Source organism: Streptomyces sp. NPDC030183 (genome assembly GCF_055573455.1).
Genome location: NZ_JBVIBK010000025.1, coordinates 85,752 through 102,494 on the forward strand (window position 1 = coordinate 85,752; position 16,743 = coordinate 102,494).

Sequence of the window (16,743 nt, forward strand, 5' to 3'; positions counted from 1 at the left end):
ACCCGCCGACGGGTCGCCGGACGCGGCCGCCGGGCTCCGGGCACGTGTGGCTCGTCCGACGCTCCGCCCTCGATCTCAAAGACCGCTCGAGATCAGGTCGTGGGCGTCTTCCCGGGTCGGCGGGCTCCTCCCGCTCGGCGACCGGCCCCCTCGACTGCGTCTCGAGTGCCGGTCGAGACCGGCCTGTCAGCCTCCGTACGGCCCGCCGGGGCCGGAAGGTCAAGATCACTGTGATGCGGAGGCATGATGGCGGCAGGGAACGGCAAGGTCGCGCTGGTAACCGGGGCAACCAGCGGAATCGGGCTCGCGATCGCCGCCCACCTCGCGGAGCAGGGCATCCGCGTGTACGTGTGCGGGCGCGACGCCGACCGTCTGGCTCAGACCGTGAAGGACCTGCGGGACAAGGGCATGGAGGTGGACGGCACCACCTGTGACGTGGCCGACCGCGAGGAGGTGAAGCGACTCGTGCGCTGCGCCGTGGAGCGGTACGGAACGATCGACATCCTGGTCAACAACGCGGGCCGGAGCGGCGGTGGCCCGGTCGCCGAGATGTCGGACGAACTCTGGTACGACGTGATCGACACCAACCTCAACAGCGTGTTCCTGGTGACGCGCGAGGTGCTCGCCGCCGGCGGCATGCTCGGCAAGGGCTGGGGCCGGATCATCAACATCGCCTCCACGGCCGGCAAACAGGGCGCGGTCACCGCGGCCCCTTACTCCGCGTCCAAGCACGGGGTGGTCGGTTTCACGAAGGCTCTGGGCCTGGATCTGGCGAAGACCGGCATCACCGCGAACGCGGTCTGCCCCGGCTTCGTCGAGACCCCGATGGCGGAACGGGTGCGCGCGCACTACGCGGAGGCGTACGGCATCAGCGCCGAGGAGGCCGCGGAGAAGATCACCACTCGGGTCCCGATCGGACGGTACGTCGAGGTGGACGAGGTCGCCGCCATGGTCGACTACCTGGTCTCCGACGCAGCGGGATCCGTCACGGCCCAGGCGCTCAACGTCTGCGGCGGGCTGGGTAACTACTGAGCGGCGGAGCATCCCGCGCCGCTCTCTCACGCGGGCCGGGCGGCGAGCGCCTGGCCCTGAACACCACCACCGAAGAATGAGGAACGTCATGAAGGCAGCTGTCTTCCACCAGCCCGGTGGCCCCGAGGTGCTGGTCACCGCCGAGGTCGCGACCCCCGAACCGGCCCCCGGCCAGATTCGGGTGCGGGTTCGGGCAGCGGGCGTGCAGGCGTACGACACCGCGGTGCGCGCAGGCTGGTCCCCGCCGGGGCAGACGATCGTGCTCCCCCAGATCGTCGGCAACGACTTCTCCGGCACGGTCGACGCGCTCGGGGAGGACGTCACCGGGTTCTCCGTGGGCGACGAGGTTCTCGGCTGGGCCCTGCTGTCCTGCTACGCGGAGTACCTCGTCGTCTCCGTCGACCAGGTCGTCGCCAAGCCGGCCGGGATGTCGTGGGAGGCCGCGGGGGCGTTCTCGGCCTCGGCGCAGACCGCGCACACCGCCCTGGAGGCCCTGGAGGTGGGCGCGAACGACACCTTCCTCGTGCACGCCGCCGCGGGCGGCGTCGGGACCGTCGCCGTCCAGCTCGCCAAGCTGCGCGGAGCCACAGTGATCGGCACCGCGAGCGAGCGCAACCACGACTACCTGCGGGAACTGGGCGCCATTCCGGTGGTGTACGGCGAGGGCCTGGTCGACCGGGTGCGCGAACTCGCCCCCCAGGGGGTGACCGTCGCTCTCGACGCCATCGGCGGCTCCGCCCTGGACGACTCGGTGGAGCTGGTCAAGGACCGCGACCGGATCGCCACCCTGGTGGACTTCGGGCGGACCGAGGAGCTCGGGGTGCGTGCGGTGTTCAGCCAGCGCTCCCGGGACCGTCTGGCCGAACTGACCGCGCTGTACGCCCAGGACAAGCTGCGCATCGAGGTGTCCCGCACCTTCCCGCTGGAGCAGGCCGCCGACGCGCACCGCCAGAGCGAGACCGGGCACGCCCGGGGCAAGATCGTCGTCACCGTCGCCTGAACCGCATCCGCGCACTCCTGGACAACAGGTGTCACACATGCAGATAGAGATCTATTCCGACCCGCTGTGCCCCTGGTGTTACATCGGCAAGCGCCGGATCGCCTCGGCCCTGGGGAAGTTCACCCACCGCGACGAGGTACGGGTGGTGTGGCGGAGCTTCGAGCTCGACCCCGGCCTGGACCGGAAACCGGGTGCGACCGCGGCCGAGTCCATGGAGCAGTGGATGGACCCGCAGACGGTGCCCGCGCGGGTGGCGCTGATCCGTTCGCACGGGGACAGGGAGGGGCTGGAGCTGAACCTCCACCGGTCTCGCCCGGTCAACACGTTCGACGCGCACCGGCTGATCCAACTGGCCGCCGACCGCGGCCGGGCGGAGGAACTGCTGGAGGCCGTGTTCCACGCCTACCACACCGAGGCCCTCGACATCGCCGACCACCAGGTCCTGCTGCGCCTGGCGGTGGCGGCCGGCCTGGACGCCGCTGAGGCCGGTGAGGTGCTGGACGGCGACGCGTACGCCGAGCGGGTCCGGGCGGACGAGCGCCGGGCCGCCGCAGCCGGTGTGAACGGGGTGCCGTCGGTCGTGGTCGACGGCGGAACCCCGGTGTCCGGAGTGCAGGACCCCGACACATTGCTCGCCGTACTCGAACAGGCATTCCTCCGGCGCGTGGGCTGATGTCGCCGGTGTGGCTGGATCGGTACTCGAACAGCACTCCAGCCTCACCCTCGAGTGTGTGCACGGGCGAGGGGAACCTCCCCAGCCCGTGTTCTCGAGAGAGGAACATCAGTGCAGCGTAAGTGGAAGCTGACGGGGGGCATCGGGACCGCGATGGGCCTCGCTGCGACGGCGGTCATGGCCACGGCCGGCTCGGCGGCCGCGTCCGCCGGGGCGGCCAGGACGACGACGACGTCGACGCTCCCCTACATCTGCCAGACCCGGTATGCCGGCGAGTGGATCCCGGTGGAGTACTCGCGTGACTTCACCACCACCGCTCCTGCGAAAGTCCTGCCGAACCAGCACTTCAAGGTGGTCTTCGACTCCGCCCCCATCAAGGCCGTCGCCGACTACAACAAGCTGCTGAACTCGGTGTCGTTCAACTACCGGGTGCCGGCCAACGCCAAGGTCGTGAGCTACCGGCTCACCGGCGGCAGCAACGTCGGCACCGCCAAGTTCTGGGTCGAACGCTCGGGCAACGACCTGCGCGTGAAGTCGGACGGCGAGTGGCCCGGCGGCTACGAGTTCGACTTCCCGAACCTCGAGGTGGTCCTCAAGGCTCCGGAGTCCGCCGCCACCCTCACCACCGGTGCGGGCGGCTCCAGCTTCACGGACACCTCGTTCGGCTGGTACCGCCTGCAGCCGGTCACCAACGAGTGGGACCCGTTCCAGTGCTACGCGGATCCGGCCAAGCCGGTCGCCTTCTCCACCACCGGGGTCGGCTACTGACCCGCTGGTGCCCCTTCCGGTGCGGGCGCCGTTCCCCGGCGGCCGCACCCGCACCACTGCCTCACACCCCTGCGCCTCAGCAGCACGCCATCACGACCGGAGGAACCAGATGCGCGCCGTCCGTCTCCACGAATACGGGGACCCCGACGTCCTGCGGGTGGAGGACGTCCCGATCCCGGAGCCCGGTCCGGGCGAGGTCCTGATCGCCGCCGACGCCGTCAGCGTCGGATTCGCACAGACCCAGATGCGCCGCAACATCTTCCCCGCACCCATGTGGAAGCCTGAGTTCCCCATCGTTCTGGGCGGCGATGTCATCGGCCGGGTCGCGGCCGTCGGCCCCGGTGTGGACCACGTGCGCGAGGGCGACCGCGTGGGAGCCTTCACCCTGCACGGCGCGTACGCCGAGTACACCGTCGTCGACGCGGCTACCGTCCTGCCGGTTCCGGAGGATCTGGACGCAGGCCAGGCCATCGCCCTGCCCTCGCCCGGCCCCATCGCCTCCGGCACGATCGGCACGGCACGGCTCGAACCCGGCGAGAGCGTGCTGGTGCACGCCGCGTCCGGCGGCATCGGCCACCTGAGCGTCCAGCTGGCCAAGCGCCTGGGCGCCGGGCCGGTCATCGCCACCGCCGGTTCCCCCGCCAAACTCGACTTCGCCCGCTCCATGGGCGCGGACGTCGTCGTGGACTACACCGACGCCACTTGGCCCGACCAGGTCCGCGAGGCCACCGGGGGCAAGGGTGTCGACGTCATCCTCGACAGCGTCGGCGGCGAGGTGCTGCGCCAAGGCGTGGAGCTTCTGGCCCCCTTCGGCCGGCTCGTCTTCTACGGCTCCGCCGGCGGCGGCCTCGCCGTGCCTGCCATCTCCCCCATGCAGCTGATCGAGATGAAGTACCTCACCGGTTTCGCCCTCTCCCGCTGGCGGGCCGCCCGCCCCAAGGAATACCTGCGCAACCACGAGGAGCTCGCGCAGGCCCTGGCCGACGGCTCGGTCAGGCACGCCGTGCACGCCACGCTCCCGCTGGAGGACGTCGCCGAGGCCCACCGGATGATCGAGTCCCGTGCCCACACGGGCCGCATCGTCCTGCTCCCGCGCTCCTGAGGAGCGACGCGATCGAGGGGCCGAGGCCCGCGTGAGGGGCAGCAGCCCCGGCGGTCGCGACCGCCGGGGCATACGCGTGCCTCCGTGGCCCGCCCAACTGCACGGCGTCGATGCCGAGTGCGCTGGTCGCGCCATCAGCGAGGACCGGGCCGGGCGGAGCGGGATCAGTCCAGCGGGGGAGTGGAGGGTGAAGGCGGGCGTGACGGGGTACGGATCCGTCCTGGTCGTGATCATTGCCACCACGATGACGGCCGCAGCGGCGATTCGCAGTTCATCCCTGGCCGGCAGACGACGCGACCCCGGTCACCGATTCGACTCCGTGACGCCGCGCGAGCGCGCCGGTTCGCCGTCCGGCTGGCGGCTCTGACCTGATCGGTCGCCGGCCCCAACCCGCCGTCCCGAAGCCAGTTGGAGCAGTTCGCCATCGCCGGCCGCGCATGACGGTCGGGCCGGCCGCCCGGAGAGTGACCTGGCGCCCGGGCTGTTGACGCATCGACCGGAGTGCCCCCATCATCGGGCCACTCGGTGTCATCGCTGACATAAGTCAACGATGACACCTCTTGTCGGGGCGCCGTGGACGTCGGCGCCGGCAAGGCGTCGACTTCCGGTCGGCTCCGCGCCGGCAGCAGGCTCCGCTGCGCGAAGAGCCGCAGCACAGGAGACACCATGAGCCATGGACGTGTATCCCGGCATGCCCGTACACGGATGATCGCGGCGGTGGCGACCGTCTGCGCCCTGTCCGCAGCACCACTCGCCCCCCGGACGGCGGTCGCGGCCGACACCCCGACGTACACCGAGACCTACAGACCCCAGTTCCACTTCACTCCGCGGAAGAACTGGATGAACGACCCCAACGGCCTCGTCCACTACAAGGGCGAGTACCACCTCTTCTACCAGTACAACCCGAACGGGAACTCCTGGGGCGACATGTCCTGGGGGCACGCGGTGAGCCGGGACCTCGTGCGCTGGGAGGAGTTGCCGCTCGCCCTGTCGCACGACGACGAGGAAATGGTGTTCTCCGGCGGTGCGGTCGTCGACTGGAACAACACCACCGGCTTCGGAACCAGGAAGAACCCGCCCATGGTGGCGATCTACACCAGTGCCTACAAGAACGGCGGCAAGCAGGCCCAGTCGCTCGCCTACAGCCTCGACCGCGGCCGCACCTGGACCAAGTACCAGGGAAACCCCGTGATCGACATCGGCTCCAGGGACTTCCGCGATCCCAAGGTCCAGTGGTACGCACCGACCAAGAGCTGGCTGATGACGGTGTCGCTGTCGGCCGAGCACAAGGTGCAGTTCTACTCGTCGAAGAACCTCAAGGACTGGGATCTGCTCAGCGAGTTCGGGCCGGCCGGTGCGACGGGCGGGGTGTGGGAGTGCCCCGACCTGTTCCCCCTCGCGGTCGACGGGGACGAGAACAACATCAAGTGGGTCCTGGTCGTCAACATCAACCCCGGTGGGATCGCGGGCGGTTCGGCCGCCCAGTACTTCATCGGCGACTTCGACGGCGAGAGGTTCACCGCTGACGACAAGGGCACCTACACCCCGCCCACCGGCACGGTGGTGCAGGACTTCGAGGGAACCGACTTCGGGACGTGGACGACCACGGGCACCGCCTTCGGCGACGGGCCGGCGGCCGGGGCGGTGGCCGGGCAGCGGACCGTCGAGGGCTTCGACGGCAAGGGCCTTGCCAACAGCTTCCACTCGGGTGACGGCACCACCGGCACTCTCACCTCACCCGAATTCACCGTCGACAGCCCCTACCTGAACTTCAAGATCGGCGGCGGGCGGTACCGGCACGAGTCCGGAACGGTCATGGAGCAGGGGCCGCCGCCCGAGGGGACGGTCCTCGCCGACTTCGAAGGCGGCGGCTACGGCGACTGGACAACGACCGGAGACGCCTTCGGCTCCGCACCGGCCACCGGCACCCTCCCCAACCAGCAGGAAGTCGCCGGATTCCTGGGCAGTGGCCTGGTCAACACCTACCTGAACGGCGACTCCTCCACCGGCACCCTCACCTCGCCGCAGTTCACCATCGACAAGAAGCACATCAACTTCCTCATCGGCGGCGGCAACCACCCCGCCGGTTCCGACAACCCCACCGCCCTCGAACTCCTTGTCGACGGCCAAGTGGTGCGCAGCGCGACCGGAAAGGACGCCGAGGCGCTCAACTGGGCTTCCTGGGATGTCAGCGACCTCGCCGGCAAGAAAGCGCAGATCAGGGTCGTCGACGACAACACCGGCGGCTGGGGGCACATCAACGTCGACCAGATCACGCTGTCCGACACCAAGGCCCGGCCCGTCTCCCGGGAGACATCCGTCAACCTGGTCGTCGACGGCGAGGTCGTCCGCAGTGCCACCGGCTCGGACAGCGAAACCCTGGACTGGGCCTCCTTCGACCTGCGTCCCTACGCCGGAAGGAAGGCACGCATCCAGGTCGTCGACATGAACACCGCCGGCTGGGGCCACATCCTGGCCGATCAGTTCACCGCCGCTGACCGGCCCGCCAAGTCCGTGGTGCAGCGCGCCGACTGGGCCGACTACGGCAAGGACTACTACGCGGCCGTGTCCTGGGAGAACGCGCCGAGCGGCAAGCGCTACATGATCGGCTGGATGAACAACTGGGACTACAGCGGGGCCATCCCCACCTCCTCCTGGCGTGGAGCACAGAGCGCCCCTCGGGAGATGGCCCTGCGCACCATCGACGGTCGGATCCGGCTGACCAGCAAGCCGGTGAGCAGCTTGGACTCCCTCCGCAAGAAGCACCCCGCGACGGCGACCGGCGTCACCGTCAAGAGCACCACACAACCCCTGATCGGTCCCGCGGCCCAGGGCAAGGCACTCGATATCGAGGCGACCTTCTCCCTCAAGGACGCCGAACGCTTCGGCCTGAAGGTGCGCACCGGCGCCGGCGGCGAGGAAACCGTCATCGGCTACGACACCACGACCCAGGAGCTGTACGTCGACCGCACCCGCTCCGGCGCCGTGGACTTCAACAGCACGTTCTCCGGCATCCAGACCGCACCCCTGAAGGCCAGGAACGGCAAGGTCAAGCTGCGGATCCTGGTCGACTGGTCCTCCGTCGAGGTCTTCGGCGGCAGCGGCGAAGCCGTGATCACCGACCAGATCTTCCCCGACCCCGAGAGCCGGGGAGTGCAGGTCTTCGCCGAGAACGGCTCGGTGAAGCTGGACAAGGCAGTCGTCTGGCACCTCGCCTCCGCCCACGACTGATCCGAGAGGACCACGGGCCCGACCGGGCCCGTGTCCGCACCGAGCTCCCTCGCACGACATCACCACGTGAGACGTCCCTCTGGCTCCTGAACCCAGAAATTCATTTCCAGGGACGGAAGTTGAGGGTGTGTCAGCAGGGAAGGGGGGTACGCGCGAATCGCAAGCGCTTCCAGTTCAGTTCCATTCGATCCCCCCACGTGTAAGGACGACGCATGCGCAGAGCACGAAGAGTGCTGGTCCGGCTGGCCACGGGCTTGATGGCCGTCGCGCTGCTGGGCGGTGTGGCGACACCGGCTTCCGCCGACAGACCGGCCTCGCCCCAGACGGGCACGCGGCAGTACGGCGCCGACGACGACTACTTCGCCGTCTGGTCCCGCGCGGACGCGTTGAAGCTCCGGCAGGACAAGACCAACACGGCCCCCCGTGTGTCGCCGGACTTCCCGGTGATGACCGACAAGGTGTGGCTGTGGGACACCTGGCCGCTCACCAAGCTCAACACCCGGACCGCCACCTACAAGGGCTGGCACGTCATCTTCTCGCTGACGGCTCCGCGCTCGGTGCCGTTCGGCGACCGCCACTGGTACGCGAAGATCGGCTACTTCTACTCGCGTGACGCCAAGAGCTGGAAGTACGGCGGTGACCTCTTCCAGCCCGGCACCTCGTTCGGCTCACGTGAATGGGCCGGCTCGGCGGCGCTCGTCGGCGACAAGGTGTACTCCTTCTACACCGCCTCCGGGCGCGACAACGGCGGGGTCGACCCCAACGACGCCCTGCAGCGTCTGGCCCAGGCGACCGGCAAGATCCACGCGAACAAGAACCGCGTGTGGTTCAGCGGCTTCAAGAACCACCGCATCATCGCCGAGGCCGACGGCAAGCTGTACCAGACCCTCGAACAGTCCCAGGCGGGCCCGATCATCTACGCCTTCCGCGATCCGTTCGTCTTCCGAGACCCCCGGGACCGCAAGATCCACCTCTTGTTCGAGGGCAACACGGGCGGTGTCGCCGGCACGTACCAGTGCACCAAGCGCGACATAGGCGACGTCCCCGCCGGCCATGAGGTGCCGGCGGACGCCAAGTACTACACGGGGAACATCGGGCTGGCCACGGCCAACGGCGACAGCATGCAGAACTGGAAGCTCCAGCCCCCGCTGCTCTCGGCCAACTGTGTGAACCAGCAGACCGAACGGCCCCACCTGGTCATCCGTAACGGCAAGTACTACCTGTTCACCATCAGCCACAAGTTCACGTTCGCGCCTGGGCTGAGCGGCTGGGACGGACTCTACGGATTCGTCGGCTCGTCCCTGCGCAGCGACTACAAGCCGCTCAACGGCAGCGCACTGGTCCTGGGCAACCCGGAGGATGCCCCGACGCAGCAGTACTCGCACTACGTGATGCCCAACGGGCTGGTGGAGAGCTTCATCGACACGGTCCCGACCGCCGACGGCGGGACCCGCTTCGGCGGCACCCTGGCACGCACACTCGTGGTGTCCCTGAAGGGCGACAAGACCAAACTCATCAAGCAGTTGGGCTACGGCTTCATCCCGTAACCACCCCACAACCGAGCAGCCCGCCGTGGCCGGCCACGCCCCTCGTGGCCCCACGGCGGGTGGGCCGCGGGGCGGGGTAGGGCTTGCCCTGAATGCCGGGGGTGTCTCCGCACGCCTTGCTGCGGTTGTCGCGGATGGTCCGGGTAGTGCGGTGCGTGGGCCCGACGGGGCAGCCGGTGCGGCAGCCGTCCCGGGGTCCGTTCACCGCCGTGCCGCTGAACCGCCCTCGGTCCGCTCACGTACCCGTCGCACCAGTTCGTCCGCGGCCTGCGGCCACTGTGGGTACTGGAAGTCAAAGCCCGCCTGGGTCAGCCGGCCCGGGACGACACGGCGGCTCTTCAGCAGCAGTTCGGTGTCGGAACGCAGAGCGAACGCGCCGACCTCGGCCATCCACTTGGTCGCGGGCAGACCCACCGGTACACCCCATGCGGAGCGCAGGGCGCGCATGAATGCGCGCTGCGGCAGGGGATGGGGGGCCGACAGGTTCACAGCCCCCGCGATGTCCTCCCGGTCGATCAAGAACTGCACCGCGCGCACGAAGTCGTGTTCGTGGATCCACGACACGTACTGTGCCCCGCCGGCGACGGGGCCACCGAGACCCAGGCGTGCCAGTCCCAGCAGGACGGCGAAGACCCCGCCGGGGTCCGGGCTCATCACCATGGCCGAGCGCAGAGCGACCTTGCGTGTGGCCGGTGTTTCGGCCTGCTGCTGAGTCTGCTCCCAGGCCTTGGCGATCTCGACGCTGTACGCCCAGTAGTCCGGCACGCCCGGTTCGGTACCGCCGATCACACCGGTGGCCTCGTCGTTGGGGGCGTCGGTGCGGTGCGCGTACACCGTGGCGGTGCTCATCTGCAGCCATACCCGGGGCGGTCGGGAAGCGCTCGCGATGGCGGCGCCCACGACCCGGGTGGAGTCGACCCGGGAATCCATCATGTCCCGCAGATTGGCCGTCGTGTACCGGCAACTCACGGTGCGTCCGGCCAGGTTGATGACGATGTCGCTGCCGTCCACCTCCGCCGTCCATGGTCCCGGGGTTTGCCCGTCCCAATGGACCTCGCCCTCGCGTCCGGGGTGTCTGGTGAGAATCACGACCTCGTGGCCGGCGGCGTCGAGCGCGCGCTTCAGGATCGCGCCGATCTGCCCGGTGCCTCCAGGAATCACGATCTTCATCGGCTACCTCTCCTTCTTGACCGGTGAGCATAGACCAAGGAGTTGAACGCGTTCAAAAATGGAGTGCCATCTACGATCCCAGCCGGCCCTGGCGTGAGGCACGGGTGTTGCCGGCGTTGTCAGAGGGTGGGGCTACGGTATGTCGTCGTGGAAATCGGTGATCTTGACTACCGGGTCCGGACACAGTCCGGCTGCATCCCGCCGCACCTCGTCTCCCGGCTTCTCGAACTCGGCTATACCGACGAGGTGCAGTTCTGGGCCGGCCGTGAGGAGTGGTTCTGCGCGAAGGAGTGGGCGCGGCTGCTGGCCGGTCAGGGCCGCGAGAAGCAGGCACTGGAGGTGCTCGCCCCGTATGCGGCCACAGGCTGGTGGACGGCTGTCAGGACCACGGCCAAATCGCTGGAGAGCTGGGGGCGGGCCGACGAAGCGATCGCGCTGTCCCGATCACGCATGGAGGCTGGGCACCCGCAGGCACTGGAATTCCACGCGCGACTGCTCGCCCGCCACGGCCGGGGCGACGAGGCATTCAGCCTCCTGCGGCCCCACATTCAGGACTGGTCCCTCGCCGTCGCACTGACCGACGTCGCGGCCAGCGCCGGCCGGGACGACGAAGCAGCCACGCTGCTCGCCGCGCAGATCCCTGACGAGCACCGGTGCGACGACCCGTGGTGCTGCCGTGGCCTCGACGCGGACATGGCGATCGGACTGCTCGCCACGATCCGTGAACGCCAAGGCCGCGTCGACGACGCCATCGCCCTGCTGCGCACCCGGAAGAAGACCTCAGTCAACAACCGGGATCAGCTGGCCGATCTGCTGGCCCGGCAGGACCGAATCGAAGAACTGCATGCGTACGCGGCGACCGAGCCGTTCGGAATCGCCGCCCGGCGTCTGGCGGAGCTCCTGGAGGAGCGTGACGACGTGGAGGGCGCGATCACCGTGTACCGGCATGCCGGCGATGCGTCCTGCCGCCGGGCACACGTTGCAGTGGATCTCGCTCAACTCCTGGCGCGCCACGGCCGCGCCGACGAGGCGATTGAGGTGATGCGCGCACTGGCCGACGCTCCTGGCGGCGCCGAGGACTGGATCGTCCACATACTCTGCACCCTCTACACCGACCAGGGCCGACCCCAGGACGGCCTGGCCTACCTCGACGCCCTCGAGGCACGTCGTGGGGAGGAGGAGTGGGAGCTCTTCTGGATCCGGCTTTCGCTGATGGCCGCCTGCGGTCGGGTCGACGAGGCGGTTGAGCAGGCCAGGACTCATCCCGAAGGCGACACGTGGTACGCGGTATCGCACGTTGCCAGGCTGTTGGCTGGCGACGGACGTCTTGAGGAGGCTGTCACCTCTCTCGCACCTCACCCGACAACCAACAGCCATGACCTTGCCGAGTACCTCATCGACCTCGGTCGTGTTGAGCAAGCCGTAGCCGTCCTCCACCAGCACCGATCCCAGCCACCCGCACGATCAACCGGACCGTGGCACGAGACACCGCCGTTCTGAACGGCGGACTCGAGCGAGCGTCGCAACACATGATCACTCCTGTGTCGCGATGAGCCTGGTGAAGAGCTCGGCGGGCGTCCGCCAGCCGAGGGCCGGGCGAGGGCTGTTCGTGATCAACGTCGATCTGAACTGATGTCACGGGACGCCAGGGCCGCCGTCTGTGCCCCCAGGAGCGACCATCGCCCTCGACGTGAGAGGGTGGCGGTAGCTCCTGCCAGGGCGTTCGTTGAAGTGGTTGCACGAGAGGCGGGTGCCCGGCTGGAGGCATAGTTGGAGCGAACTGACATGTCCCGCACCGACATGTCCCGCGCTGCTCGTCTGGCAGCCCACGGTGCCGTTTCCACATCGTTGGCGCTGCGCAGTGATCGCAGACTGCGCGGGCTCGTGGACGCCGCCGCACCGATCGGTTCGGGCATCGGCGGGAAGACAGTGCTGCTGGAAGTCGACGGGACACCGGTCTTCGTCAAGCAGATACGCCTGACGGATCTGGAGCGGCGGCCGGAGAACGTTCATTCCACGGCGAATCTGTACGGCCTGCCGGCCTTCTGTCACTACGGCATGGGCAGTATCGGCGGCCCGGGGTTCGGAGCCTGGCGGGAACTGGCCGTGCACACCATGACGACGAACTGGGTGATCGCGGGAGACTACGAGGGTTTCCCCCTGATGTACCACTGGCGGGTGCTCCCAGATCATGGCCAACCGCTTCCCGAGGAACTGGCCGATGTCGAACGAGCTGTCGCCTACTGGGGAGGCGGAGCAGAGGTACGCAGTCGGATCGAAGCTCTCCAGCAGTCGTCGGCCAGTCTCACGCTGTTCCTGGAGTACCTCCCGCACAATCTGCACGACTGGTTGGGCGTCCAGATCGGTGCCGGCGACGAGGTGGCCGAGCAGGCCTGCACCATGGTGGACAACGAGCTGGAAGCCGGCATCTCGTTCATGAACGCCCGCGGGCTGCTGCACTTCGACGCCCACTTCCAGAACATCCTGACCGACGGTCGGCGGCTCTTCTTCGCCGACTACGGCCTCGCGATCTCCTCCCGCTTCGAGCTCACACAGGACGAGGCCGACTTCTTCGAGCAGCACCGCACCTACGACCAGAGCTACACCTTCACGCACCTGGTGAACTGGCTGGCCGTCGCTCTGTTCGGGTGCGCGCCGGAAGAACGCCAAGCGCTTGTGCGCACGTGGGCCCAGCAGGTGGCGCCGGGAGAAATCCCAGCTGCGATCGCGGCAGTCCTTGGCCGTTACGCGCCGGTCGCCGAAGTGATGGGGGACTTCTGTCACCACTTCCGGCATGAGAGCCGGGCAACCCCCTTCCCACTGGCGGCGATACGCCAGATCGGACAGCAAGAGCAGCCCGCCTGACCCGCCAACGGCAATACTGAGCGAACCCAATGGCTCGGTAATGTCGATGAGAACTGGGCTCTGGCACAGATCTTGGGGAGCGGTCGCGGAGCGTCACCGCCGTGTTCGACTGCGACGGCGGGCGGACTACACCGTCGGGTCGCACGTCCTGAAGGTGGTCTGGCTCATCGTCGCTCGATGGCCTCGGGTGCTGCGGATGTTCGTGCCGCCCGGGGTGCTGGGGATGTTCGTTCCGGCGTACCTGGAGCGAGGCGGTGAGGTGGCCCGCGTACCTCGGCTGAAGCCGCTTCGCCCCCGGCCGGACATGACGGTGGGGCGGCACCAGGCCGCCCCACCGAACCCCCGTTGCCGGATGGGCTTGCTCAGCGCAGGAGCGCGCCGAAGCGGGCGCCCGTGGCGGGCGCCGAGAGGTCGGCGGCGCCGAACGCGAGGGACGACGTGGTCGTGAGACCGGTCGCCGTGCCGCGCAGCACCCAGACCGCGCCGTTCCAGTTGTTCTCGGCCAGGGAACCGGCCGCGAGGTCGGCGTGGCCGTCACCGTCGACGTCCAGCAGCGCGCTGCTCGCGCCGAACTGGTCGTCGTCCTCGGCGACTCCGGGTATCCCGGCGGTGTCCTGGTGGAAGGTCTGCGTACCGGCGCCCGTGACACCGGAGGCGCTGCCGGGGACCAGGGCGACGGACCCGGCGTCGGTGATGTCGCCGATGTCCTCGCCCGGGATGCCGAGCGCGATGTCGCCGAAGCCGTCACCGTTGACGTCCGCCACCGAGACCGTGGAGCCGAGCCCGTCGCCCTCCTCCTCCGCGCCGGGGAAGCCGGGCAGGTCCTGGTCGAAGGTCTGTACGCGCTCCTCGGACAGACCGGAGGCCGACCCGAACGCGATCTTGACCTTGCCGCCGTTCCAGTCGTTGCCCACGACGACGTCGTCGAACCCGTCATTGTTCACGTCCCCGATGCCGGTGCCCGTACCGGTCGCCGTGCCGTCCGCGGGGACCCAGCCGCTGGTGAAGCCCGTGCTGCCGCCGCCGAGGAACAGGCGGTTGCCCCACTGGCCGTCGCCCGCGTACTTCCAGGCGACGATGTCGTCCTTGCCGTCGCCGTTGACGTCGCCGGTCCGGGTGGAGCGAATGGGCCCGCTGATCGAGTCGCCGTCCTCCTGGCAGCCGCCGTTGGTGGCGCAGGACGCGTCGTGGGCGTCGTAACCCCACCAGTCGGCCTTGTCCAGCAGCGGTAGGGTGGCGGTGGGCTGTCCGGCACGGGTGACCGGTCCCTTCCACACGGTGGCGTCGCCGCTCGCCGGGTCGTCGCCGGCGCCGGACAAGTAGGCGAACAAGGCGAGGTCCGTCTTGCCGTCGCCGTCGAAGTCGCCGGTCGTGGGGGACTGCCCGTACCCGGGTATGGCCGTGCCGCCGGTGAGTCCGGAGGCGGAGCCCCAGAGAATGACGGAGCCGGGACTGCCGCCCGAGATCACCAGGTCGCTGAAGCCGTCGCCGTCCAGGTCGCCCTTGGTGAAGTTGGTCCCGAAGCGCTGGTTCGCGGTGGCGGAGCCGGGAACGCCGCTGGTGGAGCGGCTGATGAGTTTCTTGTTGGCGGTGGAGACCCCATGGGCGGAGCCGTACATGACGGCCACGTAGCCCGCCTTGGCCTTGCCGGAGATCGTGGCGTCCGGAGCCGACACGACCAGGTCGGCGTATCCGTCGCCGTTGAAGTCGTCCTGCTCGTCAGCGGATGTGGTGGCCGCCAGCGCCGGACCCCCGGTGAGAGCCATGGCGCCGAATCCTCCGGCGAGCAGCACCGCGGCTGCCAGGGGTGCGGTGAGCGCGGTACGGGTTCGGCGGTGTGCTCGGGACATACGTGAGCCTTTCGAGTCGGTCGGTTGTGTACGCGGAAGGCCGCGTTCAGTGGGTACGACTCGAGCCGGGCGATCCCAGTTGTACGTCCCCATGTCATGGATTCGTAACCGAGGAGACAGGTGGGGCGCTGAACTCCCTTGATGTGACAGGGAGTTCAGCGCGCGTCACCGTCGGTCTACCCGCCGCCTCGACCCACTCGGGGTGGTCGATGAACGGGTTCTGAGAGGTCGTTTCATCCTGGTGTTCCATCCCTGGATGCGGCTTGATGTGCTGGTGTCGGGTCGCGCCAGGAGATGGTGTTCTCGCCGGTGTGGCGGCGGGCCAGCAGGTCGGCCATGGCGAGGTTGATCATGGCTTCGGATTGCGGGTGGTGCATACCTGAAAGACCGGGTCCGGTCGTCTGGGGGTGGGGAAGGGAGCCCGGGGCAGCGGGCCCCGGCAGCGGCTGGTGCCGGCGATCGACGGGGTGGGCCGGCTGCTGGCCTGGTCGCTGGCCGAGGTACGGCCGCGGTTCGGCGACGGGCCGGCGCGGTCGGGCAGGCTGACGCCGCACTCGCTGCGGCCCTTCCGCGCCACGCACCTGTACGAGCAAGGTGGAGGGCTGGAGTAGTTCGGATTCCTCAGACGGCCCCGGCATCGGTCGGCATGCACCGTCCTGTATGAAGGCGTGTGGATAGCCCCTTCATGTCAGTTTGAGTGGCAGATCTGAGCGCTCGCGCAGGGATTCGAGTGCGGTGGGGTCCACGGCCGCGACGCGCAGTGTGTCGGTGTTGTAGGAGTAGCTGGCCAGAACGCGTCTCGTTGGGTCGATGAAGCTCAGCCAGTGACCGCCCTTTTGCATCTCGTGAGACCCGAGGTACCCGAGCAGTGACTCGATGGCCCCCAGTTGCTGTTCACGGATCCGGCACGTGGCTTGATGTGGAAACGACCTCAGGGCCTGCCTGCTGGCGACGTTTATCAGGAAGGACGACAGTCTCCGGGATTCGCTGTACCACTTCCCGCCGGGCTTGCTCCGGCCATGGACTCTGGGGTCGGGCCAGTTGACATCATCCGGGCGCACGCTCCACTGGGCGAGCCCGCGGTTCTCCTCGCAGAAAACCAGGTGTCCGTCCTCGACGCTCAGGTGCTCGGGTGCGCTTACCCGGAGAGTGTGCTCGTGGCCGCTCATGCCCATCAACTGCGGGTGTCGGCCGGCGGCGGCGTAGTAGTCACGCATGGCGTCCGGCAGGCAGATCCCCAAGCGTTCCCCGGCAGCGGTGACTTCGGGATCCGGACACCCGTCGTGCGGAGTCCAGCTGCCGAACGCGGTCGACATGAGTTCCTGAAGCAACTCTTTGATCATGGCAGGCCCCAAGCCGATGGGATCATCACTCACCGCGAGTGAGCGTTCCGTCCGCGATGATCATAAGTGACCTCCTCGCGGCCTCTGGTCTGACGACAGATTCCGAAGCAAAGGCATGGCCTTGAGCCAACTGCCCGGCAACATCGGCCGACCAGCGTCGGC

General features: G+C 68.7%; 13 protein-coding genes. 10 read left to right on the forward strand and 3 right to left on the reverse strand.

The annotated features are described in order from the left end of the window. The first annotated feature begins 246 nt into the window (after positions 1 to 246). The 7 genes from fabG (at position 247) to ACZ4Z2_RS28170 (ending at position 9,353) form a co-directional block, all read left to right on the forward strand. Complete coding sequence (gene fabG / locus ACZ4Z2_RS28140) at positions 247 to 1,032, forward strand: 3-oxoacyl-ACP reductase FabG (RefSeq protein WP_468079770.1); 786 nt, start codon at positions 247 to 249, stop codon at positions 1,030 to 1,032. Positions 1,033 to 1,120: 88 nt separating this feature from the next. After that, the gene (locus tag ACZ4Z2_RS28145) at positions 1,121 to 2,032 is read left to right on the forward strand and encodes an NADP-dependent oxidoreductase (protein WP_468079692.1); all 912 of its coding nucleotides are present in this window, start codon (positions 1,121 to 1,123) and stop codon (positions 2,030 to 2,032) included. 28 nt (positions 2,033 to 2,060) lie between these two features. Beyond that, a complete protein-coding gene (locus tag ACZ4Z2_RS28150; RefSeq protein WP_468079693.1) occupies positions 2,061 to 2,705 on the forward strand; it encodes a DsbA family oxidoreductase in 645 nt (214 codons plus the stop codon). A gap of 111 nt (positions 2,706 to 2,816) precedes the next feature. After that, positions 2,817 to 3,473 carry a hypothetical protein gene (locus tag ACZ4Z2_RS28155; protein WP_468079694.1) on the forward strand — a complete coding sequence of 219 codons (657 nt, stop codon included), beginning with the start codon at positions 2,817 to 2,819 and terminating at the stop codon, positions 3,471 to 3,473. Between the two features lie 109 nt (positions 3,474 to 3,582). After that, positions 3,583 to 4,575 (forward strand): quinone oxidoreductase family protein, encoded by a 993-nt coding sequence (locus tag ACZ4Z2_RS28160; RefSeq protein ID WP_468079696.1) that lies wholly within the window; start codon positions 3,583 to 3,585, stop codon positions 4,573 to 4,575. A 666-nt stretch (positions 4,576 to 5,241) separates the two neighbouring features. After that, the gene (locus ACZ4Z2_RS28165) at positions 5,242 to 7,806 is read left to right on the forward strand and encodes a GH32 C-terminal domain-containing protein (protein ID WP_468079697.1); all 2,565 of its coding nucleotides are present in this window, start codon (positions 5,242 to 5,244) and stop codon (positions 7,804 to 7,806) included. Positions 7,807 to 8,018: 212 nt separating this feature from the next. Next, a complete protein-coding gene (locus ACZ4Z2_RS28170; protein ID WP_468079698.1) occupies positions 8,019 to 9,353 on the forward strand; it encodes a glycoside hydrolase family 68 protein in 1,335 nt (444 codons plus the stop codon). 201 nt (positions 9,354 to 9,554) lie between these two features. Here ACZ4Z2_RS28170 and ACZ4Z2_RS28175 read toward each other — a convergent pair whose 3' ends face one another. Then, on the reverse strand, positions 9,555 to 10,523 hold the full coding sequence (locus tag ACZ4Z2_RS28175) for a TIGR01777 family oxidoreductase (RefSeq protein ID WP_468079700.1): 969 nt from the start codon (positions 10,521 to 10,523) through the stop codon (positions 9,555 to 9,557). A 147-nt stretch (positions 10,524 to 10,670) separates the two neighbouring features. On the opposite strand from ACZ4Z2_RS28175, the gene ACZ4Z2_RS28180 reads away from it, so the two are divergent. Next, the gene (locus ACZ4Z2_RS28180; RefSeq protein WP_468079701.1) at positions 10,671 to 12,023 is read left to right on the forward strand and encodes a tetratricopeptide repeat protein; all 1,353 of its coding nucleotides are present in this window, start codon (positions 10,671 to 10,673) and stop codon (positions 12,021 to 12,023) included. 285 nt (positions 12,024 to 12,308) lie between these two features. Continuing rightward, entirely contained in the window at positions 12,309 to 13,388 is a 1,080-nt protein-coding gene (locus tag ACZ4Z2_RS28185) for a protein kinase family protein (protein ID WP_468079702.1), read from the forward strand. 362 nt (positions 13,389 to 13,750) lie between these two features. Here ACZ4Z2_RS28185 and ACZ4Z2_RS28190 read toward each other — a convergent pair whose 3' ends face one another. Continuing rightward, the gene (locus ACZ4Z2_RS28190) at positions 13,751 to 15,238 is read right to left on the reverse strand and encodes an FG-GAP and VCBS repeat-containing protein (protein ID WP_468079704.1); all 1,488 of its coding nucleotides are present in this window, start codon (positions 15,236 to 15,238) and stop codon (positions 13,751 to 13,753) included. 407 nt (positions 15,239 to 15,645) lie between these two features. On the opposite strand from ACZ4Z2_RS28190, the gene ACZ4Z2_RS28195 reads away from it, so the two are divergent. Beyond that, complete coding sequence (locus ACZ4Z2_RS28195; protein WP_468079705.1) at positions 15,646 to 15,849, forward strand: hypothetical protein; 204 nt, start codon at positions 15,646 to 15,648, stop codon at positions 15,847 to 15,849. Between the two features lie 72 nt (positions 15,850 to 15,921). Here the strand turns inward: ACZ4Z2_RS28195 and ACZ4Z2_RS28200 are convergent, their stop codons facing one another. After that, the gene (locus tag ACZ4Z2_RS28200) at positions 15,922 to 16,614 is read right to left on the reverse strand and encodes a hypothetical protein (RefSeq protein WP_468079707.1); all 693 of its coding nucleotides are present in this window, start codon (positions 16,612 to 16,614) and stop codon (positions 15,922 to 15,924) included. Positions 16,615 to 16,743 lie beyond the last annotated feature (129 nt).